The sequence below is a fragment of the Methylobacterium litchii genome (genome assembly GCF_038442315.1).
GTDB lineage: Bacteria > Pseudomonadota > Alphaproteobacteria > Rhizobiales > Beijerinckiaceae > Methylobacterium > Methylobacterium litchii.
On sequence record NZ_JBBXMY010000002.1, the window covers coordinates 291,387 to 314,531 of the forward strand.

The 23,145-nt window shown below is 69.4% G+C and carries 24 protein-coding genes; 14 read left to right on the forward strand and 10 right to left on the reverse strand.

The genetic code is table 11. From position 1 onward, the window contains the following. Position 1 precedes the first annotated feature (1 nt). The 6 genes from AAHF99_RS06515 to AAHF99_RS06540 are packed head-to-tail and all read right to left on the reverse strand — an operon-like array spanning position 2 to position 6,392. Entirely contained in the window at positions 2-724 is a 723-nt protein-coding gene (locus AAHF99_RS06515; protein WP_342163263.1) for a GNAT family N-acetyltransferase, read from the reverse strand. A 17-nt stretch (positions 725-741) separates the two neighbouring features. Then, the gene (locus tag AAHF99_RS06520; RefSeq protein ID WP_342163264.1) at positions 742-1,770 is read right to left on the reverse strand and encodes an ABC transporter ATP-binding protein; all 1,029 of its coding nucleotides are present in this window, start codon (positions 1,768-1,770) and stop codon (positions 742-744) included. After that, complete coding sequence (locus AAHF99_RS06525) at positions 1,767-2,822, reverse strand: ABC transporter ATP-binding protein (protein ID WP_342163265.1); 1,056 nt, start codon at positions 2,820-2,822, stop codon at positions 1,767-1,769. The genes AAHF99_RS06520 and AAHF99_RS06525 overlap by 4 nt, the downstream gene beginning before the upstream one ends. After that, positions 2,819-3,742, reverse strand: coding sequence for an ABC transporter permease (locus AAHF99_RS06530; protein ID WP_243957411.1), 924 nt, complete (start codon positions 3,740-3,742; stop codon positions 2,819-2,821). The genes AAHF99_RS06525 and AAHF99_RS06530 overlap by 4 nt, the downstream gene beginning before the upstream one ends. 16 nt (positions 3,743-3,758) lie before the next feature. Next, complete coding sequence (locus AAHF99_RS06535; RefSeq protein ID WP_243957413.1) at positions 3,759-4,712, reverse strand: ABC transporter permease; 954 nt, start codon at positions 4,710-4,712, stop codon at positions 3,759-3,761. Between the two features lie 57 nt (positions 4,713-4,769). After that, positions 4,770-6,392: an ABC transporter substrate-binding protein gene (locus AAHF99_RS06540; protein ID WP_342163266.1), complete on the reverse strand. Its 1,623-nt coding sequence runs from the start codon at positions 6,390-6,392 to the stop codon at positions 4,770-4,772. 685 nt (positions 6,393-7,077) lie between these two features. Between AAHF99_RS06540 and AAHF99_RS06545 the strand changes: the two genes are divergently transcribed. Both AAHF99_RS06545 and AAHF99_RS06550 read left to right on the forward strand, forming a co-directional pair. Further along, complete coding sequence (locus tag AAHF99_RS06545; RefSeq protein ID WP_243957420.1) at positions 7,078-7,458, forward strand: DUF6481 family protein; 381 nt, start codon at positions 7,078-7,080, stop codon at positions 7,456-7,458. 210 nt (positions 7,459-7,668) lie between these two features. Next, positions 7,669-7,941 (forward strand): hypothetical protein, encoded by a 273-nt coding sequence (locus AAHF99_RS06550; protein WP_342163267.1) that lies wholly within the window; start codon positions 7,669-7,671, stop codon positions 7,939-7,941. A 5-nt stretch (positions 7,942-7,946) separates the two neighbouring features. On the opposite strand, the gene AAHF99_RS06555 is transcribed toward AAHF99_RS06550, so the two are convergent. The 3 genes from AAHF99_RS06555 to AAHF99_RS06565 all read right to left on the reverse strand — a co-directional run bounded on the left by AAHF99_RS06555 (position 7,947) and on the right by AAHF99_RS06565 (position 9,578). Continuing rightward, positions 7,947-8,153 (reverse strand): hypothetical protein, encoded by a 207-nt coding sequence (locus AAHF99_RS06555; protein ID WP_342163268.1) that lies wholly within the window; start codon positions 8,151-8,153, stop codon positions 7,947-7,949. A gap of 265 nt (positions 8,154-8,418) precedes the next feature. Continuing rightward, a complete protein-coding gene (locus tag AAHF99_RS06560; protein WP_342163269.1) occupies positions 8,419-9,084 on the reverse strand; it encodes an HAD family hydrolase in 666 nt (221 codons plus the stop codon). Positions 9,085-9,215: 131 nt separating this feature from the next. Next, a complete protein-coding gene (locus tag AAHF99_RS06565) occupies positions 9,216-9,578 on the reverse strand; it encodes a DUF2934 domain-containing protein (RefSeq protein WP_342163270.1) in 363 nt (120 codons plus the stop codon). A 276-nt stretch (positions 9,579-9,854) separates the two neighbouring features. Between AAHF99_RS06565 and AAHF99_RS06570 the strand changes: the two genes are divergently transcribed. From AAHF99_RS06570 to AAHF99_RS06620, 11 genes are all read left to right on the forward strand, one after another. After that, a complete protein-coding gene (locus AAHF99_RS06570) occupies positions 9,855-10,424 on the forward strand; it encodes a NifU family protein (RefSeq protein ID WP_342163272.1) in 570 nt (189 codons plus the stop codon). A 129-nt stretch (positions 10,425-10,553) separates the two neighbouring features. Next, positions 10,554-11,234 (forward strand): tRNA (adenosine(37)-N6)-threonylcarbamoyltransferase complex dimerization subunit type 1 TsaB, encoded by a 681-nt coding sequence (gene tsaB, locus AAHF99_RS06575; RefSeq protein WP_342163274.1) that lies wholly within the window; start codon positions 10,554-10,556, stop codon positions 11,232-11,234. Next, on the forward strand, positions 11,231-11,749 hold the full coding sequence (locus tag AAHF99_RS06580; RefSeq protein WP_342163275.1) for a GNAT family N-acetyltransferase: 519 nt from the start codon (positions 11,231-11,233) through the stop codon (positions 11,747-11,749). Before tsaB ends, AAHF99_RS06580 begins: the two co-directional genes overlap by 4 nt. A gap of 4 nt (positions 11,750-11,753) precedes the next feature. Then, entirely contained in the window at positions 11,754-12,617 is an 864-nt protein-coding gene (locus tag AAHF99_RS06585; RefSeq protein ID WP_342163277.1) for a lysophospholipid acyltransferase family protein, read from the forward strand. 63 nt (positions 12,618-12,680) lie between these two features. Next, the gene (gene miaB, locus AAHF99_RS06590; RefSeq protein ID WP_342163278.1) at positions 12,681-14,012 is read left to right on the forward strand and encodes a tRNA (N6-isopentenyl adenosine(37)-C2)-methylthiotransferase MiaB; all 1,332 of its coding nucleotides are present in this window, start codon (positions 12,681-12,683) and stop codon (positions 14,010-14,012) included. A gap of 61 nt (positions 14,013-14,073) precedes the next feature. Beyond that, positions 14,074-15,144, forward strand: coding sequence for a PhoH family protein (locus AAHF99_RS06595; protein WP_243957754.1), 1,071 nt, complete (start codon positions 14,074-14,076; stop codon positions 15,142-15,144). Further along, the gene (gene ybeY / locus AAHF99_RS06600) at positions 15,144-15,629 is read left to right on the forward strand and encodes an rRNA maturation RNase YbeY (RefSeq protein WP_342163279.1); all 486 of its coding nucleotides are present in this window, start codon (positions 15,144-15,146) and stop codon (positions 15,627-15,629) included. Before AAHF99_RS06595 ends, ybeY begins: the two co-directional genes overlap by 1 nt. Before the next feature lie 36 nt (positions 15,630-15,665). Continuing rightward, positions 15,666-16,799, forward strand: a complete 1,134-nt coding sequence (locus AAHF99_RS06605; RefSeq protein WP_342163280.1) for a hemolysin family protein — start codon at positions 15,666-15,668, stop codon at positions 16,797-16,799. Beyond that, positions 16,796-18,394, forward strand: coding sequence for an apolipoprotein N-acyltransferase (gene lnt, locus AAHF99_RS06610; protein ID WP_342163281.1), 1,599 nt, complete (start codon positions 16,796-16,798; stop codon positions 18,392-18,394). The genes AAHF99_RS06605 and lnt overlap by 4 nt, the downstream gene beginning before the upstream one ends. A 44-nt stretch (positions 18,395-18,438) precedes the next feature. Further along, positions 18,439-19,563: a CynX/NimT family MFS transporter gene (locus tag AAHF99_RS06615; RefSeq protein WP_412759847.1), complete on the forward strand. Its 1,125-nt coding sequence runs from the start codon at positions 18,439-18,441 to the stop codon at positions 19,561-19,563. Positions 19,564-19,677: 114 nt separating this feature from the next. After that, entirely contained in the window at positions 19,678-20,355 is a 678-nt protein-coding gene (locus tag AAHF99_RS06620) for a BA14K family protein (RefSeq protein WP_342163283.1), read from the forward strand. 104 nt (positions 20,356-20,459) lie between these two features. On the opposite strand, the gene AAHF99_RS06625 is transcribed toward AAHF99_RS06620, so the two are convergent. Then, a complete protein-coding gene (locus AAHF99_RS06625; protein WP_342163285.1) occupies positions 20,460-22,040 on the reverse strand; it encodes a catalase in 1,581 nt (526 codons plus the stop codon). Positions 22,041-22,178: 138 nt separating this feature from the next. Between AAHF99_RS06625 and AAHF99_RS06630 the strand changes: the two genes are divergently transcribed. Continuing rightward, positions 22,179-23,105 carry a LysR substrate-binding domain-containing protein gene (locus tag AAHF99_RS06630; protein ID WP_342163286.1) on the forward strand — a complete coding sequence of 309 codons (927 nt, stop codon included), beginning with the start codon at positions 22,179-22,181 and terminating at the stop codon, positions 23,103-23,105. Positions 23,106-23,145: the final 40 nt, after the last annotated feature.

The following is a 23,145-nucleotide window of genomic DNA, read 5'->3' on the forward strand; positions in this document are numbered from 1 at the left end:
CTCAGCCGCGAATCTCCGCAAGGCTTCGACGCTGACGCCCCTCGGCGTCGAAGTTCTCCGGGGCGAGCCAGGCGGCGAAGGCGTCGCGCAGGCGTGGCCAGTCCGCGTCGGTCACGGCGTACCATGCCGTGTCCCGCGAGCGCCCCTTCACCACCACCGCCTTGCGGAAGATGCCCTCGAACGCGAAGCCGTACCGCAGGGCCGCCGCGCGCGAGGGCGCGTTGAGGCTGTCGCATTTCCACTCGTAGCGGCGGTAGCCCAATTCATCGAAGGCGCGGGCCATCATCAGGGCCATGGCCTCCGTCGCCGCCGGCTTGCGCTGAAGGCTCGGGCCGAAATGCAGGTGGCCGACCTCGATCACCCCATTGGCCGGGTCGATCCGCAGGTAGGAGGCAATGCCGAGCGGTTCGCCCGTCTCCGCGTCGAGGATCGTGTGGAACAGCGGGTCGTCTCCCGCCGCCTGCCGGTCCAGGCGCTCGCGGAACGCGGCCTCTGTCTCCGGCAGGTCGTCCATCAGGTAGGTCCAGCTGCGCCGGTCGGGCGCGCCCTGGAAGAGCGCGTAGAGCTTTGCCGCATGGGCCGCCGGATCGAGGGGCACGACGTGGCAGAACCGGCCGCACATCGGTGTGCGCGGCGGACGCGGACGGGGCGTCCACTCCGGCAGTGCCGGCCCGATGGGCTGGCCGTACTCGTTCAGGCGCTCGGACGAATCGGTGTGGCTCATCCGAGCACCTTATTCGATCAGGCCATTTCCACCGCCACCGGCTGCGGCCCGGCGCGATAGGCGGACGAGGCTTCGTCGGTGAACCAGCAGGCCGCCCGGTGGCCGGGGGAGAGTTCCACCTCCGGCGGCATCTCCTTCCGGCAACGGTCCTCCGCGAGGAAGCAGCGCGGCGCGAAGGGGCAGCCCGGCGGGCGGTTGGCGAGGTCGGGCGGGCTTCCGGGGATGGTCTGAAGGCGGCTGCCCTTGTCCATCGCGCCCTCGGCGCGGCTGCGCAGGAGGCCGATCGTGTAGGGATGGTGCGGATCGCGCACGATCTCCTTGGCGGTGCCGACCTCCACGATCTTGCCCGCGTACATCACCGCGATCCGGTCTGCGACCTCCACCGCCGCGCCGAGATCGTGCGTGACGATGACGATGGACAGGCCGAGATCCCGCTGCAACTCGCGCAGAAGGAGCAGCACCTGGATCTGCACCGTGGCGTCGAGCGCGGTGGTCGGCTCGTCGGCGAGCAGCACCTGCGGCCGGCAGGCGAGCGCCAGGGCGATCATCGCCCGCTGGCGCATCCCGCCCGACATCTCGTGCGGGTAATTGTCGAGGCGCCGCTCCGGGCTCGGGATGCGGACCCGCTCGAACAGGGCGAGCGCCCGAGCCCGCGCATCCTTGGACGAGATCTTTTCGTGGCGCTGGATCGACTCGGTGATCTGCCGGCCCACCGTGTAGACCGGATCGAAGGCGAGCAGCGGCTCCTGGAAGATCATCGAGACGTCGCCGCCCCGGAAATGCGACAGCGCCTTGGTGTCGAGGGCGAGCACGTCCTTGCCCGCCGCCAGGATCTTGCCCTCGATCCGGCTGCGCCCGGCCGGGAACAGCCGCAGGATCGAGCGGAGCGTCACGCTCTTGCCGGAACCGGATTCGCCGATCAGCGCCAGCGCCTGCCCGCGTTCGACCTTGAGATCGACGCCATCGACCACCTGCGTCTTGCCGAAGGCGACCCGCAGGCCGGACAGTTCGACGGCCGCGCCGTCCCGTGCCTGTGCCGTGCTCATGCCGCGATGGCCTCCGAGGGGGCGGCCGAATGGCCCGAGCCCGGCTGGCGGGCGAGGCAGGCCACGCGATGCAGGGGCATGACCGGGGAGAGCGAAGGCTCGACCGCCGAGCAGACCCCTTCCGCCAGGGTGCAGCGGGGGTGGAAGCGACAGCCGGAGGGCGGATCGATGGGGTTCGGCGGATCGCCCGCGAGCAGGGCTTCCTGTGTCCGGTTGTCGGGATCCAGCGAGGGCATCGAGGCCAGCAGCGCCTGCGTATAGGGGTGCGAGGGCGCGGCGAGCACCTGATCGGACGGGCCGATCTCGGCGACGCGGCCGAGATACATGACCATCACCCGGTCGGAGATGAAGCGCACGACGTTCAGATCGTGGCTGATGAAGATGTAGGTGAGGCCGAACTCGGCCTTGAGGTCGAGGAGCAGGTTCAGCACCTGCGCCTCGACCGACTTGTCGAGGGCCGAGACGGCCTCGTCCAGGAGCACGAGGCGCGGCTCGAGCGCGAGCGCGCGGGCGATGTTCACCCGCTGCCGCTGGCCGCCGGAGATCTCGTGCGGGTATCGGCCGGCGAAGCGCTTCGGCTCCAGGCCGACGCGGGCGAGCAGGGCGCGGGCGCGCTCCACCGCTTGCCGGCCGGGCACGCCATTCACCTTCGGCCCGAAGGCGATGGATTGCTCCACCGTCATGCGCGGGTTCAGCGAGGCGTAGCTGTCCTGGAAGACCATCTGCGCCTGCCGCCGGTAGCTGCGCCAGGGCATGGCCCGCTCGCCAATGGGCTGGCCGTCGTAGAGCATCTCGCCGGAATCGCGCTCGATCAGGCCCATGATGAGCTTGGCCGTCGTGGACTTGCCGCAGCCGGATTCGCCGACGATGCCCAGCGTCTCGCCCTTCAGCACGTCGAAATCGACGCCATCGACGGCGCGCACCACCCGCTTCGGGCCGGTGCCCTTGCGGACGGGGAAGTGCTTGATGAGACCGGAGACCGAGAGGAGCGGTTGGGCGGGGCCGCCCCGGTCGGTGGCGAAGGGATCGGGGCCGTTCGGGATGACGCTCACTGGCGGATCTCCATGGCGCTGCGCAGCCCGTCCGAGAACAGGTTGAAGGAGATCGACACGATGAAGATCGCGAGGCCCGGCAGGGCCGCCACGACGGGGTTCACGTAGATCGCCGTGCGCAGGGTGTTGAGCATGAGGCCCCATTCCGGCTCCGGCGGGCGCACGCCCAGACCGAGGAAGGACAGGCCCGAGGCCAGGATCATCGACACGGAGATGAGGCTGGTCGAGTAGACGAAGATCGGCCCGACCACGTTGCCGAGCACCTGCACCCGCATGATGGTGAAGGCCGAGGCGCCTGAGAGCTTGGCGGCGTCGATGTAGTCCCGCCGCCGGATGCCGGTGGTGACGCTCTCGGCCACGCGGGCGATCTGCGGAACGAACACGCAGGTCAGCGAGACGATCGAGTTGAAGATACCCGCGCCCAGCGCCCCCGAAAGGGCGATGGCCAGCAGCACCGAGGGGAAGGCGAAGAACACGTCGATGGTGCGCATCAGGATCGTGTTCGTCCAGCCGCCGACATAGCCGGCGAGGATGCCGATGCCGGAGCCGATGACGAAGGCAATCAGCACGGGTGTGACGCCCATGAACAGCGACAGCCGTGAGCCGAGCATCAGCCGGCTGATCATGTCGCGGCCGAGCTCGTCCGAGCCCAACCAGTAGGTCGCGTCCCCCACCGGCTTCAGCCGGCGCAGCATGGAGCCCTTGTAGGGGTCCATCGGCGTGATCCACGGCGACAGGATCGCGATGGCGATGACGATCAGGATGAGGATCCCGGCCGCCATCGCGACGGGATCGCGCACGAGCCGATGCCCGACATGACCCCAGAAGCCCCGCGAGGCGATGAAGGCCTCCGGGGCGTCGGGGGCGGCGGTGATGTTGCCGTCGAGGGCGACGGAGCCGGCAGTGAGGGGGGCAGTCATGGCCGTTCCTCCTGTCTCAGGCGCGCTCGATGCGCGGATCGAGGGCGGTCTGCATCACGTCCACGATGAGGTTGAGGGCGACGAAGAACATCGCCAGCACGAGGATCGAACCCTGGAGCAGGGGCAGGTCGCGCTGGAAGATCGCCGCGTTGAGGAGGAAGCCCGTGCCCGGCCACGCGAACACGGTCTCGATCAGGATCGAGCCGCCGAGCAGGTAGCCGAGCTGCAGGCCCATGATGGCGAGCGCGGTCGGTGCGGCGTTGCGCACCACGTGCTTGAACACGCCGAACTCGCTGAGGCCCTTCGCGCGCAGCGCCTCCACAAAATCCTGGGAGAGGATGTCGGCGACGAGCGCCCGCACGGTGCGGGCGATGATGCCCATCGGGATCACCGCCATCGTGACGGCGGGGAGGATGATGTAGCGCAGGTGGTCGAAGTCCGGCCGCCAGTTGCCGGAGCCGTCCGGCCCCGCCCCCGTGGGCGGCAGCCAGCCGAGGGTGGCCGAGAACACGATGACCAGCACCATGCCGAGCCAGTAATGCGGCACGCTCACGCCGAAGACCGACAGGGCCGAGGCCACGCGGTCGAGGATGGAGTTGCGGCGGTAGCCGGCCACGAAGCCGAAGAAGACGCCGAAGGTGAACCCGATCAACGTCGCGACGCTGGCGAGGATCAGCGAATTGACGACCGCGCGGCCGACCTCCTGCGCGACGGGGCGCCCGGTGGCGATGGACACGCCGAGATCGCCATGGAGCACGTGCCACAGCCAGATCGCGTACTGGATCGGCAGCGGCTTATCGAACCCATAGGCCGCCCGCATGTCGTCGATGGTCTGCTGCGTCGCATCCGCCGGCAGCACGGCGCTGAGCGGGTCGCCGGGGGCGAGGTGAACGAGGAGAAAGCACACGATGCTCACCCCGAACGCGACGGGGGTGACAGTGATGAGGCGTTTCAGGATGTAGAGGAGCATGGGACCGATCTGACCACCAGGGACACCCTCCCCCGGTGGGGGGAGGGTCGTTCGTCTTCACCGACCGGCGGTGGCCATGGTGATGTTGGAGAAGTCCTGGAACCAGTTCTGCGCCTGGACGAAGCCCTTCACCTTCGGGCTCATGGCGCGGGGATTCACGTCGTGCGTGATCATCACGAACAGAGCGTCATCCACGTACTTCTCGTGGACCTTCTGGAGGACCTTCTCCTGCTCGGCCTTGTCGAACGTGTTGCGGACCTGATCGAACAGCTTGTCCATCGCGGGGTCGCAGTAATACCCCCAGTTGGTGCCGTTCGGCGGCGCGAGGTTGCATTGCAGGTGCCGGATGAATCCAGTGAAGGGGTCCTGGATGAAGTACGAGTAGTTGATCGCGCTGACGCCGCGCGAGATGTCGGCCTTGGCGCCGGCCCGCCAGATGTTGATGAGCGTGTTCCACTCCACGACCTGATATTCGACCTGCACGCCGACATCGGCGAGGTTCTGCTGGACGAACTCGTTCATCGGCAGCGGCTGCATCTGGCCTGAGCCGGAAGCCGAGATCGCCACCTTGAGCTTGAGGGGCTTCGCCGTGCTGTAGCCGGCCTCGGCGAGGAGCTTCTTGGCCGCTTCGGGATCGTACTTCACGTCGAAGGTCGGCTTGCCGAACCACTGGTGGCCCGGCGGCATGAAGCCCTTGGCCGGGATGGCGAGGCCGCCGAGCAGCTCTTTCATCCCCTCGCGGTCGATGGCGAGGTTCACCGCCTTGCGAACGCGGATGTCGTTCCAGGGCGAACCCTCGACGCGGGAGAGGTGCCACGTCCAGTTGTGCGGGTAGGCGTTGGTGACGATGGTGAAGCCCGCCCCCTTCAGGGAGGCGACGGCATCCGGCGCCGGGGCCTCGATCCAGTCGACCTGACCGGAGCGCAGGGCCGCGACACGGGCGTTGGCCTCCGGCAGGGGCACCAGCACCAGCTTGTCGAGCTTCGGAACGCGGTTCTTGTCCCAATAGGCCGTGTTCGGCACCATCTCGGCGCGCTCGCGCGGGGCGAACAGGGTCAGCTTCCACGGGCCGGTGCCGGAGGGATGCTTGGCGAACTCGTCCCAGGACTTGCCGAGCTTCTCCCACTGGGCGGGCGAGGACATCATCACCCAGGCGATCTGGTAGGGAAGCGTCGCGTCCGGCGCCTTGGTGACGATCTCGACCGTCTGCGGATCGACGACCTTGTAGCTCGCCACGGACGGAATGCGCGTCTTGCCCTGGGCCGACTGGCGCGGATCGTATTGGGGGGCATCCGCCTTCAGGAGCTTGTCGAGGTTCCAGACCACGGCGTCGGCGGTGAAGTCCGAACCGTCGTGGAATTTCACGCCGGGGCGGAGCTTGAAGACCCACTTGGTCTTGTCGTTCGCGTCGACCGTCCAGCTTTCGGCGAGGCCCGGCACGAGGTCCGACGCCTTGGTGGCGCTGGAGAGGTCCCAATTGATGAGCCCGTCATAGACCGTGTAGCCCATGAAGCGCATGCCCTCGCCGCCATTGTCGGTCTGACCGGTGGTGAGGGGGATGTCGGACGCGGTCATGCCGATACGCAGCGTGCCCTGCGCGAGGCTCGCGGAGGTCGCGGCGAGCAGCACAGCGCCAGCCAGCGCCGCACGGGCGCCGAGTTTGGGAAGAACGACGTTCATGAGAAAGGGGTCTGCTCCTGGCCCCGGGCCTGTCATGCCCGGTCGGGATAGCCATCATGCAAACCCTCGGCCAACCCGTTGGGCACCGCTACCGGGGAGCCCGTTCATGGCCGCCGGCGCCACTGCCTAGCTTTTAGGCATGTCGAGCGGGCTAGGCTGGGAATCATGTATCCGTTGGCGACATTGTGACCGGTCCCATGTAACTTTTCGCACAGCATGCCCGGTACGAGGCAGCGAGGTCGCTTTCGCTGCTCGCGCATAGTGCTCATTGCCTTGCCGGGCGGCGCCCAGCGCCCCATTTCTCGCATGTACTCGATCCAAGCGACGGACGTGGCTCCACGCCGGTCATGCGCCGCTCCCGCGTGACGCTCTGAGGCTTTTCGGCATCTGGCGTCGAAACTTTCAAAGGATTCACGGCTTTTGTTGCGGTGGTCCGGTCCATTGCACCTGGGGCCGGTTGCCTTTCGCAAGGAGAGCGTGCGAAGGGCTCGCTGCTCCCGACTTTGGTTCGACCCGAACGCTTGCTTTCGCGTGAGCGCTCGGGTCGAACCATCGATTGGTTCGATGGTTCGAGAGGATCCCGCGTCTCGGGGACGACGTGAGGATCGGTCACCAGCTTCGCTGACCGGCGGATTCGAGCCGGCCGTCCCCGCGAGACGCGTGACGCACCCAAGAGAAAGGCCCGATGAGCGCATTCGACTACAGGAACTTCAACGACCGTCGCGAGAGCTCCGCAGCCGCCAAGGCTGCCCTGTTGGCCAAGTTCAAGGCCCGCCCTCCGTCGGATGACCCCGAGGTCAAGGCCCGGGCCCAGGCGCGCGCAGAAGTCGCCCGCGCCCGTGACGAGCGCGCCCGCGAGCGCGAGACCGCCCGAATCGAGGCCGAGCGTAAGGCTGCCGAGGAGAAGCGTCTCCGCGAGGAAACCGAACTCGCCACCAAGCTCGCCCGTGAGGCCGCGGAACTCGCTGCCTATCAGGAGCGGAAGTCCGCCGAGCTGGAAGCCAAGAAGGCCCTGCGCGATGCGCGCTACGCGGCCCGCAAGGCGAAGGCCAAGACCAAGCGCTAATTGCGCGCTGGCCCGGTTCATCCGGGCCCGGTCCGGCACAATACGGCTCTATCGCGTACCAAATCGCCGCCCGCTTTGCGGGCGGTTTTCTTTTGCGCAATGCGTTGAGACTGATTTGGGCGAGCCCGCGAACTTTTTTCGTCGCGAAAAGCTTCACCGTTGCCCTAACCCGACTATCTTGCGTGCAAGAGGGAGCGGCCAGCGAACGACATGAAGCGAATCGGAACGGGCTATCGCGTCACTTTCGGCCTCGCGGCTCTGGTGATCTTTGGAGTGGGGGCCGCCCGGGCGGAGCCGCCGATCCGAAGCCCGGAAGACGCCGCCTGTCGCGGCGAGGCGCGGGCTCGCGTCTTCTCGACGCCCAATCCCCGGAACCTGCCCATCGAGGAGCTTGGCAAGGGGATCTACTACGCGTGCATGGCCCGCATCGACGGCAAGGCCAACACTTCACGCAAGCGCGCGCGGCGGTACCGCGCGCGATAGGGACATCAGGCGTCTAGCGGGGCGCCGATCCGGTTGCGCAGAAGCTGCTTCAGGCTGGCGTCGCCGCCCTGCGCATCGACCGCCGACATCAGCCGCAGCAATTGGCTCAGCGGAGTGGTCCGGCTGCGAACCGCGTCGGCGATCTGCTCGGCGAGGCTGCGGCTGCGGGAGCTGAAGCATGGCTCGTTCGCGAGTTCGCGGAGCTGAATCATGCGCGGCGGTCCTTTGAAGGATTCCAGGGGCGGGCGGGTCGCTAAACCTTTCATTCGCCCGGCGCCACCCCATCGGCGAGTTTTCCATAGCCGGCGTTGGAAGGAGTCGCCGCGAAGCCACAGCCGCCCGGCGTCACCACGCGACGCCCGATGCGTGGAAAACCAAATTGCGCGTAACTGTTTAGGTCATCTCGCATCGGCTGCGGACAGCCGTAAAGACTCACGTCGCTTGCATGCGACGCGGGCCAAATGCGCAAAAATCGCACTACTTCTGCGACAGGAGTGTGTCGTCGAACGCATCCAGCAGGTGTTGCGGGTCGCGGTAGATCGCGACACAGCCTGCCCCCTTGAGATTGCTCTCGGGAAAGCCCCCGCACAGGACGCCGATGGTCCGTAGGCCAGCCTTGTCGGCGGCCTCGGCATCGTAGGGTGTATCGCCGACGACGATCATGTCCTCCGGGGCGATTCCGTCGAGCTTGTCGATGGCCGCCTGGAAGATATCGGGATGGGGCTTCGAGCGATCCGCGTCGTCCGAACTCGTCGCGACGTCGATCAGATCGGCGATGCCGAGAAGCTCCTGATAGTGCTTCACCTCGTCCTTCTTCCCCGAAGAAGCGAGGGCCACGGTCAGCCCCTCCCGGCGGATCCGCTCGAACAGGGGTCGCACGGCGGGGAACGGCTTCACCTTGTCGAGGTATTCGCGCTTGAACAGGTCGGAGCGGTAGCTCTCGATCTCCTTGCCGTCCTTCTCGATTCGCTCCTTCGAGAGGAAGACCGGCATCAGCTGGTCGCCGCCCTTGCCGATCTGGCTGCGGACCTCGGCTTCCTTCGTCTCGACGCCAAAATGCCGGAAGGCCTCGACCCAGGCCTTGGCGTGGAGATCGACGCTGTTCAGCAGCGTCCCGTCGATATCGAAGATCACCGCTCGCATCGCACCACCGGCCCGCCTACCCAAGAGCGCGGACAACCCCGGCCGGGCGGCGACGTTCCTGCCCCCGAAACGACGGAGGCCCACCCCTCGGCGGGGCGGGCCTCTCGCAGGATCGGCGATGCGGCCGATTCTCAGTGCATGGCGGCGCGGCTGCGGGCCGGCTTCGCCTTGACCGCAGCGGCGGCGACGGCCGCGCCGGCGGTGGCCTTCGGCTTGGCGATCTTGCTCGCGGGGGTGGCGGCCTCGGCGGCCTTCTTGGCGGCGACCGGCTTCGCGGCGGCGACCGGCTTGGCGGCCACGACGGGCTTCTCGGCAACGGGCTTCTCGGCGACGGGCTTGGCAGCCGCCTTGCGGGCCGGCTTCTTGGCGGGCTCGACGGCGGTCAGCTCGGCTTCGGCGCGCATCCAATGGATGTCGGCGCGGCCATGGACGCGGCCTTCGCCTTCCCAGATGTAATAGGCGCGCTCGCGGACGGCCTGCTCGGTGCTCTGCATATCGGGTCTCCGGACGGACCCGATGCCACCGCGACCGCTCGGGGTCGGGGCACGGCGGGGCCGTGATCCTGCACTCTCTCCCGGCGGGCCGGTGCCGACCGCGCCGGAGAGCGCCATGGGTCGGACGATCCCGCCGGCTGGTTAAGAGGCGGTTAAACCTGCGCGGCCGGCGCGGTTGTGAAAATCCGGCGCGCGGTCCACATGATGGGCAGCGCCGATGACGGCGCGCGACACCCTTCCCCCCGCCGGCCTTGAACCGGCGCAGCGGAGCCTCCGATGTTCATTCAGACCGAAGCGACCCCGAACCCCGCCACCCTGAAGTTCCTGCCCGGCCGGGTGGTTCTGTCCGATTCGACCTTCGAGGCGCGCGACGCCCAGGCCGCCACGCGCTCGCCCCTCGCCTCCGCGCTGTTCGGCGTGCCAGGCGTCTCCGGCGTCTATTTCGGGCACGACTTCATCTCGGTGACGAAGGCCGAGGACGGGTCGGAATGGCCACAGGTGAAGCCGGCGGTGCTCGGCGCGATCATGGAGCACTTCCAGTCCGGTGCCCCGGTCCTCGCCGAAGGTGCCGCCGAGGCCCATGACGCGGCCGGCGAGGAATTCTACGACGAGGCGGACCACGACACCGTAGTGACGATCAAGGACCTCCTTGAGACGCGCGTCCGCCCGGCCGTGGCCGGCGACGGTGGCGACATCACCTTCCGTGGCTACAAGGACGGGATCGTCTACCTGGAGATGAAGGGCGCGTGCTCGGGCTGCCCGTCCTCCACGGCCACCCTGCGCCACGGCGTGCAGAACCTGTTCCGCCACTTCCTGCCGGATGTGCGCGAAGTCCAGGCGGTCTGAGGGTCGAGCCGGCGCAAGCCGGCAACACTCGTGATCCGACAGGGGATGAAACCGCCGGACGGCGCTGACGGTGCGGCGGTTTCGTTTTATGCCATACCGTCCGCGTCATAGGGCGCGACGGGAGTGGGCGTGCGAGTACTGGCCATCGATACGGCGCTGGATGTCTGCGCCGCCTGCGTGATGAAGGGCAGCGAGCCCGAGCCCCTGGCCTCGGAATCGCTGCCGATGGCGCGCGGCCATGCCGAGGCGCTGCTGCCGCTGATCGAGCGGGTAATGGCCCGCATCGACGGCGGTTTCGAATCCCTCGACAGGATCGCCGTCACCGTCGGGCCCGGCAGCTACACCGGCCTGCGCGTCGGCCTCTCGGCGGCACGGGCCATCGGGCTCGCGGTCGACCGGCCCGTGGTCGGCGTGGGCACCCTCTCGGCCCTGCTCGCGCCGCTGCTGGCCGATCCCGGCGAGGGCACCCTCGTCGCGGCCATCGATGCCCGGCACGGAGCCGTCTACGTCCAGGCTCTGACGACGGCGAGCGGCGAGACGCTGGCGCCGGTCTACCTGCCGGTGGAGGAGGCCGCCGCGCGGCTCGGGACCGGACCCGTCATCCTCACCGGCTCCGGCGCGCCGCTCGTGGCGCAGGCTCTGTCCGCGCGCGGCATCGCGGTAAGCATCGCCGGGACCGGCGTGGCCGATATCGCCGCCGTCGCGCAACTCGGCATGGTGGCCGATCCCGCCCACGCCCTGCCGCGTCCCCTCTATCTCCGTGGGCCGGATGCGCGCCCGCAGGACCACGCCCGGGTCGCCCGACAATGAATCGCCCCGCTTTCCCCTTCTGGCCGATGGAATGGTGGATGGCGTGGTGGGACGCTCTGACGCCGCCGCCGAGCGTGGCGCCGCTGACGGATGCCTCGCAATCCCCTGCCCTGGCGCGGATCCACGCCACCGCCTTCGCCCGCCCCTGGGAGAGCCACGAGTTCGAGCGCATCCTGTGCGAGCGGTCGAGCTTCGCACATGGCCTGTTTCGCTCGGGGACGTTGCAGGGCTTCGTCCTGTCCCGGCGGGCTGCCGACGAGGCGGAAATCCTCACCGTCGTGGTGGCCCCTCCCCTGCGCGGGGGTGGCCATGCCCGTGGGCTGCTCCGGGAGCACCTGAACGGCCTCGCCCTCAATGGAACACGGCGGGTTCATCTCGAAGTCGATGAGGGCAACCAGCCGGCCCTGAAGCTCTACCGGCGGTTGGGCTTCGAGCAGGTCGGCGCCCGGACGGGCTACTACACCAAGGCCGACGGAAGCCGTGCCACCGCTCTCACCATGTCGGCCGAGCTGTGAACGCGTGAGCCGCGTCGGCCTCGTCCTCCGGCTCGCCTGCCTCGCGCTGGCTTTCGCGGTGATCTGGCCGCCGCATCTCGTCGTGCTGAGGGTCCTGAAGCGCCCCTCCGGCTTCGTGCCGATGCTGTTCCACCGGGTCTTCCTGTGGCTGTTCTCGGTGCGCGTGACGCAGACCGGCACGCCGCCCGCGCCGGACGAGCCCGCTCTGGTGCTCGCGAACCATGTCTCCTGGCTCGACATCATCGCCATCGGCTCGCTGCGGCCGCTCTCCTTCGTGGCGAAATCCGAGATCGCCGGCTGGCCGGTCATCGGCCATCTCGCCGTGCTGCAGCGGACGCTGTTCATCGACCGCGCCCGCCGGGGCGCCACCGCCACCGTCAGCGCGGCCATGGGGCACCGGCTGGCCGGGGGCGAACTCGTCGTGCTGTTTGCGGAGGGCACGACCGGCGACGGCACACGGCTCCTGCCCTTCCGCTCCTCCCTCGTCGGCGCCGCCAGGGCCGCCCTGCAAGCCGAGGGGGAGCGTGGACGGGTGCGGCTCCAGCCGCTGGCGATCACCTATCCGAAGCGCAACGGCATGCCGGTCGTCCGCTCAGAGCGGGCCGAGATCGCGTGGTACGGCGACATGGAGCTGGCGCCGCACCTCGCCACCTTCGTGCAGGGCGGGCCCATCGACGTGCACATCGTCTGGGGTGCGCCGATCCTGTTCGAGGCCGACAGCGACCGGAAGGTGGCCACCGCCGCCGCCGAGGCCGAGGTGCGCCGGGCGATCCAGGGAGTCGTGACCGGCCGCGCAGGGCGCGAGCCCGCCGCCAGCCCGGCACCGGCCTCCAATCTCGGGACGATGGGCGGATTGTCCGCCGCCTGACCCACGGCGAATTCTGTGCTAGAGCCCGACGGGATTGCCCGCCCCGAACCGGAACCCGGCCCGTTGAAGAAAGCCTACGTCAAGTCCTACGGCTGCCAGATGAACGCCTACGACGCGGCCCGCATGGCCGACGTGCTGGGCGCCGAGGGCTACACCGCCACGGACAGCGTCGAGGACGCGGACGTGGTGGTGCTGAACACCTGCCACATCCGCGAGAAGGCGGCGGAGAAGGTCTATTCCGAACTCGGCCGGCTGCGCGTGCTGAAGCAGGAGCGGCGCGCCCAGGGGCTCGACATGCGGATCGTCGTGGCCGGCTGCGTCGCCCAGGCGGAAGGCGCCGAGATCCAGGCCCGCCAGCCCGCCGTGGACGTGGTCGTCGGCCCGCAGAGCTACCACCGCCTGCCGGAGCTTCTGGCGCGCGGCGGCCGCGTCGTGGACACCGAATTCCCCATCGAGGACAAGTTCGATCACCTGCCTGCGCGGCGGAACCTCGGCACGTCGGCCTTCCTGACGGTGCAGGAGGGTTGCGACAAGTTCTGCGCCTTCTGCGTGGTGCCCTACACGCGCGGCGCGGAGGTGTCCCGCCCGGTTGCCGCCGTGCTCGCGGAGGCGCAGCGCCTCGCGGCGGGCGGGGTGCGCGAGATCACCCTGATTGGCCAGAACGTCAACGCCTATCACGGCGAGGGCGCCGAGGGCGGGCCGGTGGGCCTCGCGGCGCTGGTGCGGGAGGTGGCGCGCCTGCCTGGCATCGCGCGCATCCGCTACACGACGAGCCACCCGAACGACTTCGCGGACGACCTCGTGCGGGCCCATGCCGAGATCCCGGCGCTGATGCCCTACCTGCATCTTCCGGTGCAGTCGGGCTCCGACCGGATCCTGGCCGCGATGAACCGCAAGCACACGGCGGATCAGTACCGCCGGCTGGTCGACCGGGTGCGCGCCGCGCGGCCCGACATCGCGCTCTCGTCGGACTTCATCGTCGGCTTCCCCGGCGAGACCGACGCGGACTTCGCCGACACCCTCGCGCTGGTGCGCGACATCGGCTTCGAGAGCGCCTTCTCCTTCAAGTACAGCCCGCGCCCCGGCACCCCGGCGGCGGACCGCACGGACCACGTGCCCGAGGTGGTGATGTCCGAGCGGCTGACCGAGCTGCAGCGCGTCCTCGACGCCCGTCGCCACGCCTACCAGCGGGAGGCGGTGGGACAGGTGTTCGACGTGCTGGTCGAGAAAGCCGGGCGCTACCCCGGACAGGTGGCAGGCAAGACGCCGCACCTCCTGGCAGTGCAGTTCGACGCTCCGCAGGACCATATCGGACGGATCGTGCCGGTTCGGATCACCGAGGCCGGGGCCAACAGCCTGTTCGGTGAACGCCTCCCCGAGGCCGCCGCTGCGTGAGGATGCCTGACGTGAGAGACAACGCTTGAGTGCGGCTGACGGTGGACGCGGGGGCAACCCCCTGCGCGGGCGGCCCCCCGGATTCGGGAGGCCCGTCACGGAGGAGGCGGTCGAGGTTCCGCTGACCTTCGACGACAACCGGCTCGCGAGCCTCGTCTTCGGCCAGTACGACCAGAACGTCGCCCATATCGAGCGGCGGCTCGGCATCACCGCGACGGCGCTCGGCAATCACCTCGTCATCAAGGGGCCGCCGGACGCCGCCGAGAAGGCGCGTCGGGTGTTCCAGAAGCTTTACGCCCGTGTGCGGACCGGCGGGGGCACGCTGAGCCTCGGCGATGTCGATGGCGCGATCCGCGAATCGACGGCGCAGGCGAACCTGTTTCCGGCCGCTGAAATCGCCGCCGAGACCGACACCCCGCATTTCGACCAGATTGCCACCCGCCGCCGGGGCGCCGTGCGGGCGCGCAACCCGGCGCAGGATTCCTACATCAAGGCGCTGCGCAGCAACGAACTCGTCTTCGCCGAGGGCCCGGCGGGCACCGGCAAGACGTGGCTCGCCGTGGGCCATGCGGTGTCGCTGCTCGAACAGGGCCATGCCGAGCGGCTGATTCTCTCACGCCCCGCCGTCGAGGCGGGCGAGCGCCTGGGCTTCCTGCCGGGCGACATGCGCGAGAAGGTCGATCCGTATCTGCGCCCGATCTACGATGCGCTCTACGATTTCATGGAAGCGCGCCACGTCGATCGCGGGTTGCAGACCGGGCAGATCGAGATCGCGCCGCTGGCCTTCATGCGCGGACGTACGCTGACCAACGCGGTGGTGCTCCTCGACGAGGCGCAGAACACCACCTCCATGCAGATGAAGATGTTCCTCACCCGCCTGGGCGAGGGCTCGCGGATGATCGTGACCGGAGACCCCAGCCAGATCGATCTGCCGCCGGGCCAGAAATCCGGGCTGGTGGAGGCCGTCTCGGTTCTCAACGGGGTCGAAGGCATCGGCCGCGTCGTGTTCAAGGACGTGGACGTGGTGCGCCACGACCTCGTCCGCCGGATCGTCACCGCCTACGAGCACGCCTCCCACGGCGAGGCCGAGGCCGACCGCAACCCGAACCCCCGCCGCCGGCCCCTCGCCTGATGCCCGACCACGACATCGACCTCGCGGTCGAGGACGACCGCTGGGAAAAGGCGATCCCCGATCTCGAATCGCTCGTGCTGCGGGCGGTGGAGGCGGGGCTCGCCATCGCCCCCGAGAAGCCGGCGGGCAACCTCGAGGTGAGCGTTCTGCTCGCGGACGACGCGACGGTCCAGGATCTTAACAAGACATGGCGCGGCAAGGATAAGCCCACGAACGTGCTGTCTTTTCCGGCCGCGCCGCAGCCCCTGCCGCCGGGGGCGCCCGCCCCCCTGGGCGACGTGGTCCTTGCCTACGAGACGATGGTGCGCGAAAGTGCGGAGCAGGGAAAGCCGCTCCAGAATCACCTCGCCCACCTCCTCGTCCATGGGACCTTGCACCTTGTCGGACAGGACCACGAACTCGGAAACACCGAGGCCGAGGCGATGGAAGCCCTCGAAATCGCGGCCCTCGCGACCCTGGGCATCCCGGACCCCTATGCCGACTGAGCGGGCAACTACCATCCCTTCCTTGATCCGAGAGACATGAGCAACGATCGAAGTCGCGGCGCGGCCCTGGCCGCGCCGAATGCCCCCGAGACTGACGCCCCCCAGCGTGAGCCTTGGTACGACCGCCTCCTGCAGGCGCTTCACCTGAAGCCGCGGGAGACCCTCCGCGAGGGCCTTGAAGAGGCCCTGGCCGAGCCAGACCAGAGCGAGACAGGCCTCTCGCCCCTCGAGCGGGCGATGCTCAAGAACGTCCTCGGGCTGCACAAGGTGCGGGTCGATGACGTGATGATCCCGCGGGCCGACATCGTCGCCGTCTCGAACGAGACCAGCCTCGGCGATCTCCTCAAGCTGTTCCGCACGGCCGGGCATTCCCGCCTGCCGGTCTACGGCGAGACGCTGGATGACCCGCGCGGCATGGTGCACATCCGCGACCTCGTGGACTTCATCGCCGCCAAGGCCGAACCGTCCTCCCGCCGCCCGGCCGCGTCCCGCGTGGCGACCCCGCCCGCCGAGCAGGCCGGCGAGGACGCTCCCCCCGCGCCGCGCGTCCGCCGCCCGGCACCGCGCCTGCCGCGCGCCCTCGACCTCGGCAAGGTCGAACTCGGCACGACGCTCGCCGCCGCGCGCATCCAGCGCCCGGTGCTGTTCGTCCCGCCCTCCATGCCGGCCATCGACCTGCTGGTGCGGATGCAGGCGACGCGCACGCACATGGCCCTCGTCATCGACGAGTATGGCGGTACGGACGGCCTCATCTCCATCGAGGACCTGATCGAGGTCGTCGTCGGCGACATCGAGGACGAGCACGACGTGGCCGAGGCCAAGCAGGTCCAGCGCGTCGAGGGCGAGGGCGACGTGTTCGTCGCCGACGCCCGCACGCCCCTGGCCGAGGTGTCCGAGGCGACGGGCATCGACCTTGCCGCCGCCGTGGGCGACATGGCCGAGGAGATCGACACGATCGGCGGCATGATCGTCACCCTCGCCGGCCGCGTGCCGTCGCGGGGTGAATTGATCACCGGGCCGGGCGATCTCGAATTCGAAGTGCTCGACGCCGATCCGCGCCGGCTGAAGCGCCTGCGCTTCCACCGGGGGCCCGCCCGCATCGCGGCGGTCGTGCCCCTCGCCCTACCCCCGCCCTCTCCGACGCCGCCCGCCGAGACGCCGCGTCCGTGAGGGAGCGAATCGCGGGTCTGGCCGCCCTGCGCGGGTGGCGGCGGCTGGCCTGTGCCTTCGTCGCGGGGGCCTTCGGTGCCCTGGCGATGCCGCCCTACGGGTTCCTGCCCGCGCTCGCCGTCGCCCTGTGCGTCGCCGTCTGGCTGATGGACGGAGCGATGGCCGGGCGGCGCCGCATCGGCCCGGCCTTCCTCATCGGCTGGGCCTGGGGCTTCGGCTTCCTCACGGCGGGCCTGTGGTGGTTGGGCTCGGCCTTCCTCGTGGAGGCCGACGAATTCCTGTGGGCATTGCCCCTCGGCGTGATCGGACTGCCCTTCGGGCTGGGGCTGTTCTACGGGGCCGGCTTCGCCGTCGCGGGGCTGGCCTGGACGCGCGGGCCGGCACGGATCGCCGCCCTCGCCTTCGGCCTCGGTGGTGCCGAATGGCTGCGCGGGCACGTCCTCACCGGCTTCCCGTGGAACGTGCTCGGCATGGCGTTGGGCCAGAACCTCTGGCTGATGCAGGCGGCGGCCTTCATTGGTCTCTACGGTCTGACGGTGCTGGCGGTGCTGGTCTGTGCCGCCCCGGCGACGCTCTTCGATGCCGCCTCCCCGCGCGAGCGGTTCGGGCCGGCGGCGGCGGCGGCGATCCTGCTCGTCGCCCTCGCCCTGGTCGGGGCCGACCGCCTCGGCCCGGCCGATCCGGTGGTGACGGGCGTGCGACTGCGGCTCGTGCAGCCGAACCTGCAGCAGGACGCCAAATTCCGCCCCGAGAATCGCGACGATATCGTTGATCGCTACATCGAACTGAGCGACCGCCCGCCGGAGGCCGGTGAGCCGGCGCCGACGCATATCGTCTGGCCCGAATCCGCCTTCCCCTTCCTCATCCAGCGGGACGCTGACGCGCGGGCGAAGATCGCTGCCGGGCTGAAGCCGGGGCGGGTGCTGATGACGGGCGCCGCCCGCGCCGACGAGCCGCTGCCCGGCGAGCGCCCGCGCATCTACAACGCGATCATGGTGATCGAGCCCGACGGCACCATCACCGACACCTACGACAAGGTGCACCTCGTCCCCTTCGGTGAGTACCTGCCGGGCGTTCTCGATGGTGCGCTGCGGGCCATCGGCTTGCGCCAGTTCGTGGCGATCCCCGGCGGCTTCACGGCGGGCAACGCGGCGAGCCAGCGCATCCTCACCGTGCCGGGCCTGCCGCCCGTGGTGGGGACGATCTGCTACGAGGCGATCTTCCCGGCCGCGATCCGCCCCCTGGGCCAGCCCATCGATAGTGCGAGGCCGCCGGGCCTGATCCTGAACGTGACCAACGACGGCTGGTTCGGCGATACGCCGGGGCCGCGCCAGCACCTCGCACAAGCGCGGCTGCGGGCGGTGGAGGAGGGTCTGCCCCTCGTCCGCGACGCCAATACCGGCATCTCGGCCGTGGTCGATCCCCATGGGCGCGTCACCGCGCAGACGCCCATCGACGTCGAGACCTATCTCGATGCCGACCTGCCGGCGCGGATCCTGGGCGGGACGCCCTATGCCCGGTTCGGCGACCTGCTGTTCGCCGGGATGCTGGTGGTCTGCGCGGGGCTCGCCCTGGCGGGAAGGGAGCGGGTGTGACGGGTCGTCAGGTGAACGCGGGCGGGTGGATCCTCGGCCTCGCGATGATGCTGGTCGCGTTCAATCTGCGGCCGGCGCTGAGCACGGTGGGGCCGCTGCTCGGGCTGATCCGCGAGACGACGGGCCTCAGCGCCGCCGGAGCCGCGACCCTCACGACCCTGCCGGTGCTCTGCCTCGGGCTCGCCTGCGCCCTGGCCGCCCCGGTCATCCGCACGATGGGGCCGGATCGCGGCGTGATGGCGGGCATGGCCCTCATCGCCGCCGGCTTGGCGCTGCGCGGGATCGACACGCTGCCGACGCTGTTCCTCGGCACAGCGGTCGCCGCCACCGGCATCGGCTTCGCCAACGTGCTGCTTCCGGCCCTGGTGAAGCGCGATTTCGCCGCGAGCAGCGGGCCGATGACCGGCCTCTACACCATGACGCTCTGCCTCGGGGCGGCGGCGGGCGCGGGCGCTGCCGTGCCGGTGGAGCAGGCGCTGAAGGGCTGGCCCGTGGCGCTGGCCGTCTGGGCGGTGCCGGCCTTGATCGCGGCCCTGGCGTGGTTCCCCTACGCGAGGCGCGGTGGCCCCGCCCGGCCGCCGCAACCGGGGAAACTCCTGCGCAGCGCCCTCGCGTGGCGGGTGACGGCCTTCATGGGCCTGCAATCCTCCCTCGCCTACATCCTGTTCGGCTGGTTGCCGCTGCTCCTACAGGGACGCGGGCTCGATCCGCTCCATGCCGGCCTCTACGCCTCGCTGGTGACGCTCTGCCAAGCGCCGGGCGCGCTCATCATCGCGACGCTCGCCGCCCGCGCCCGCGACCAGCGCGCCTGGATCGTCGGCATTCCGGGCATCACCGCCCTCGCCTTCCTCGTCGTCGCCTTCGGGGCCGATGCCTTCCGCATCCCGGCGGCCGGCATCCTCGGTTTCGGAGTGGGCGGCTGCTTCGGGCTGGCGCTGACGCTCATCGTCCTGAGGGCCGCCGACGCCGGCACGGCAGCCGGCCTTTCCGCCATGGCGCAGGGCATCGGCTACGTCTTCGCGGCGCTCGGCCCCCTCGCCTTCGGGCTGGCGCACGAGGCGACCGGGGGATGGGGCCTCGCTGGAATCCTCTTTGCTGCCATCTGCGTCGTGGCCATCATCGCGGGGCTTCCCGCAGGCGCGGCGCGAACGGTTTCCGCGACGCGTTGACCCAAGCTTCGCCGTACTTGTCTGTGCGATTTGTCGCTTTGATGTCTATTTCCGTGATCGAAAGCGGAAGTGGCGCGTTCACCGCTCACGATACACGTGATCAGGATGGATGGAATGACTCGCAGCACTTATGGACTTGCTGTCGCCTCGGCGATGGCTATCGGCCTCTCCATGATGCCGGTGGGCGCGCAGGCCCAGGGTCGCGGTAATGCTCTGGCCGGCGGCGGCGTCTCGGCCGGCAATCCCGGCATCACGATCGGCGGCAATGGCGGCGGCTTCGGTCGCGGCGGTGCCATCGGCGGCGGCGGCTTCAATCGCGGCGGCGCGATCGGCGGCGGTGGCTTCAACCGGGGCGGGTTCGCCGGAGCGGGCTACGGCCGTGGTGCCGGGCTGGCCGGCGGCGGCTTCAACCGGGGCGCCTACGGCTACAACCGCGGTGGCTTCAACCGTGGCTATTACGGTCGTGGCTACGGCCGGGGCGGATACGGCGGCTACGGCCTCGCGGCCGGGCTCGGCGGGTTCGGCCTCGGGCTGGCGGCGGGCGGCCTCTACGGCAGCAGCTACGGGTACGGATACCCGTCAGCCTATGGCTACGGCGGCTATGACGATGGCTATTACGGCACCGAGTACGGCCCGGCCGGCGGCTACGCCAATGTCGGCTACGCGCCCGTCGAGACCGTGACCACGGGTGACGACGGGGCCATCGAGGCCTGCGCCCGCCGCTTCCGGACCTACGATCCGCAGTCCCAGACCTATGTCGGCAAGGGCGGCATCCGTCGTTCCTGCCCGTAAGCGACCACCAGCCTAACGAAAAGCCCCGCGCGGATCGCTCCGCGCGGGGCTTTTTTGTTGTCCCGTGGGCGGGCCCGGCGAACCGGGCCCGCTTCAACCTATGCTTACTCGGCGGCGACGCGCGGAGCGTTCTCGGTGTAGGTCTCGGCTGCGAGACGCTTGCCCGGGGCAGCGCGACCCGGCAGCGGCGGCAGGGACTTGGCCTTCTCCAGATCGATGCCCGCACCCTCGGCGACGCGACGGCCGTAGTCCTCGTCGGCGTGCCAGAAGTGCCAGACCATCCGCAGCTGGATCGGCTCCGGGCACTGCTTCATGTCGTTGACGAGGTTGGCGATCAGGTCGTCACGCTCCCAATCCTGGAAGGACCGGTAGCGCACGCCCGCCTGGGTGTAGTCGTCCTCGGTCCGCGAGGTTTGATACCGGCCGAGCCGGCCCTCGACAGCCTGATGGTAGTCGGTCTTCTTCGGCGCCTCGCGCAGGCCCTCGGCCAGCGTGGAAGGCTCGTAGTTGATGTGCTGGTTCGGACCCGTGCCATCAACCCCGTAGGTCATCTGCCCGTCCCGCTGGTTCGAGTAGACCTTCACGCCGGGCTGCGGCGCGTTGATCGGCAGCTGGAGGTAGTTGGCGCCCACGCGGTAACGCTGGGTGTCCGAGTACGACAGGGTCCGGCCCTGCAGCATCTTGTCGTCCGAGAAGTCGATGCCGTCCACGAGCACGCCTGTGCCGAAGGCCGACTGCTCGACTTCCGCGAAGAAGTTATCCGGCACCCGGTCGAGGACCATGCGGCCGACGGGGAGCAGCGGGAAGTCTTCGACCGGCCACAGCTTGGTGTCGTCCAGCGGATCGAACGACAGGTGATCGTTCGGGCCGTCCGGCATGATCTGCACGCAGAATTCCCACTCGGGGAAGTTGCCGGCCTTGATGTTGTCGTACAGGTCGCGGGTCGCGTGGCCCACGTCCTTCGCCTGGATTTCGGACGCCTGCTGCGAGGTCAGGTTGCGGATGCCCTGCTTCGGCTCCCAGTGGAACTTGCAGAGGACGGCCTCGCCCTGGTCGTTCACCAGCTTGTAGGTGTTCACGCCCGAGCCTTCCATCTCGCGATAGTTGGCCGGAATGCCCCACGGCGACTTCAGGTGCGTCACCATGTGGATCGCTTCGGGGTGCTGGGCCACGAAGTCGAAGAAGCGCCACGCCTCCTGCCGGTTCGTCACCGGATCGGGCTTGAACGCGTGGATCATGTCGGGGAACTTGATCGCGTCGCGGATGAAGAAGACCTTGAGGTTGTTGCCCACGAGGTCCCAGTTGCCGTCGACGGTCTTGAACTTCACCGCGAAGCCGCGCGGGTCACGCTCGGTCTCGGGCGATTCCTTGGCGCCGGCCACGGTGGAGAACCGCACGAACATCGGCGTCTTCACGCCGGTCTCGTTCAGCACGCGGGCGCGGGTGTACTTGGAGGCCGGCTCGTTGCCGATCTTGCCGTAGGCTTCGAAATAGCCATGAGCGCCGGCGCCGCGCGCGTGGACGACGCGCTCCGGGATCCGCTCGCGGTCGAAATGGGTGATCTTCTCGATGAACTGGTAGTTCTCGAGGGTGGCCGGGCCACGCTCACCGACGGTGCGGGTGCTCTGGTTGTCACGGACCGGATGGCCCTGGCGGGTGGTCAGGATCGGTCGTTGATCGCTCATGCGTCTCGTCTTTCCTTGGGCCAAAAGGGGGCCGGCCTGAGGGCGACGCCCTAGACTGGAACCGTTCTGACGGGTTTATGGACCTCGCCGGTCCATCTGACAAATGCATCGTCACAAAGGTTGTGATAGACGCCGTCTATGAACCTTTCAGGACTGTCCCTGCGCGATCTGGAATATGTCGTCGCCGTTGCGGACGAGGGGCATTTCGGGCGGGCGGCCGAGCGCTGCAACGTCAGCCAGCCGACCCTGAGCGTGCAGATCCGCAAGCTCGAAAGCGCGCTGGGCCTCGCTTTGTTCGAGCGGTCCAACCGGCGTGTGCTCCTCACCGAAGCCGGGCAAGCCATCGTGCGGCAGGCGCGCACGGTGCTCGCGGAGGCGCAGCGGCTTCTGGCCATGGCGTCCGAGGGGCGGGGCGCGCCCCTCACCGGACGGTTGTCGCTGGCGGCGATCCAGACCCTCGGCCCCTACTTCTTCCCGCTGGTCCTGCGGCCCCTGCGCGAGGCGTTTCCGCTGCTGAGCCTGTCGCTGTCCGAATCGCGCACCGCCGACATCCTCGAAGGGCTGCGCGAGGGGCGGATCGACGCCGCGTTGATCTCCCTGCCGCTGAACCAGGGGCGGCTCGCTCTGTCGCCGCTGTTCATCGAGCCGTTCCACCTCGTCTGCCCGGCGGAGCATGAACTGGCGCAGGGCGGCGCGCTCTCGGCCGGGTCCATCGCGGGGCCCGACTTGCTGCTCCTCGACGAGGGGAACTGCCTGCGCGGCCAGACCATCGCCGCCTGCGGCGCCGGCTCCTCGGTGGGACGGCACGCCACGAGTCTGGAAACCCTGCGCTCGATGGTCGGGGCCGGAGCGGGCTACACCCTCCTGCCGGCGCTCGCCGTGCCGCCCGGCCCCGACCCGAGCGGCCTGACGGTGATCCGCACCTTCGACGTCGACGGCCCCGGTCGCACCATCGCCCTGGCGTGGCGGGCGAGTGACCCCCGCGCGCCCGGCCTCGCGCATCTGGCCGCGTTCTTCCGTGCCCATGCCCCGCCCGGCACGGCGGCCTGCCGTGAGGCCGCTTGAAGGCGGCGGGGAACTGGGCCTATCAAGCGCCGCCCGGTGC

Excerpts from the sequence above, each read along its gene's own strand:
- AAHF99_RS06530 (WP_243957411.1), bottom strand. The coding sequence starts at position 3,742 with ATGACTGCCCCCCTCACTGCCGGCTCCGTCGCCCTCGACGGCAACATC.
- AAHF99_RS06540 (WP_342163266.1), bottom strand. The coding sequence starts at position 6,392 with ATGAACGTCGTTCTTCCCAAACTCGGCGCCCGTGCGGCGCTGGCTGGC.
- AAHF99_RS06615 (WP_412759847.1), top strand. The coding sequence starts at position 18,439 with ATGATGCTGGTCGCGTTCAATCTGCGGCCGGCGCTGAGCACGGTGGGG.
- AAHF99_RS06605 (WP_342163280.1), top strand. The coding sequence starts at position 15,666 with ATGAGCAACGATCGAAGTCGCGGCGCGGCCCTGGCCGCGCCGAATGCC.
- AAHF99_RS06630 (WP_342163286.1), top strand. The coding sequence starts at position 22,179 with ATGAACCTTTCAGGACTGTCCCTGCGCGATCTGGAATATGTCGTCGCC.
- AAHF99_RS06535 (WP_243957413.1), bottom strand. The coding sequence starts at position 4,712 with ATGCTCCTCTACATCCTGAAACGCCTCATCACTGTCACCCCCGTCGCG.
- AAHF99_RS06520 (WP_342163264.1), bottom strand. The coding sequence starts at position 1,770 with ATGAGCACGGCACAGGCACGGGACGGCGCGGCCGTCGAACTGTCCGGC.
- AAHF99_RS06565 (WP_342163270.1), bottom strand. The coding sequence starts at position 9,578 with ATGCAGAGCACCGAGCAGGCCGTCCGCGAGCGCGCCTATTACATCTGG.
- AAHF99_RS06625 (WP_342163285.1), bottom strand. The coding sequence starts at position 22,040 with ATGAGCGATCAACGACCGATCCTGACCACCCGCCAGGGCCATCCGGTC.
- AAHF99_RS06550 (WP_342163267.1), top strand. The coding sequence starts at position 7,669 with ATGAAGCGAATCGGAACGGGCTATCGCGTCACTTTCGGCCTCGCGGCT.
- ybeY (WP_342163279.1), top strand. The coding sequence starts at position 15,144 with ATGCCCGACCACGACATCGACCTCGCGGTCGAGGACGACCGCTGGGAA.
- AAHF99_RS06545 (WP_243957420.1), top strand. The coding sequence starts at position 7,078 with ATGAGCGCATTCGACTACAGGAACTTCAACGACCGTCGCGAGAGCTCC.
- AAHF99_RS06515 (WP_342163263.1), bottom strand. The coding sequence starts at position 724 with ATGAGCCACACCGATTCGTCCGAGCGCCTGAACGAGTACGGCCAGCCC.
- AAHF99_RS06560 (WP_342163269.1), bottom strand. The coding sequence starts at position 9,084 with ATGCGAGCGGTGATCTTCGATATCGACGGGACGCTGCTGAACAGCGTC.
- AAHF99_RS06570 (WP_342163272.1), top strand. The coding sequence starts at position 9,855 with ATGTTCATTCAGACCGAAGCGACCCCGAACCCCGCCACCCTGAAGTTC.
- AAHF99_RS06620 (WP_342163283.1), top strand. The coding sequence starts at position 19,678 with ATGACTCGCAGCACTTATGGACTTGCTGTCGCCTCGGCGATGGCTATC.
- AAHF99_RS06555 (WP_342163268.1), bottom strand. The coding sequence starts at position 8,153 with ATGATTCAGCTCCGCGAACTCGCGAACGAGCCATGCTTCAGCTCCCGC.
- AAHF99_RS06580 (WP_342163275.1), top strand. The coding sequence starts at position 11,231 with ATGAATCGCCCCGCTTTCCCCTTCTGGCCGATGGAATGGTGGATGGCG.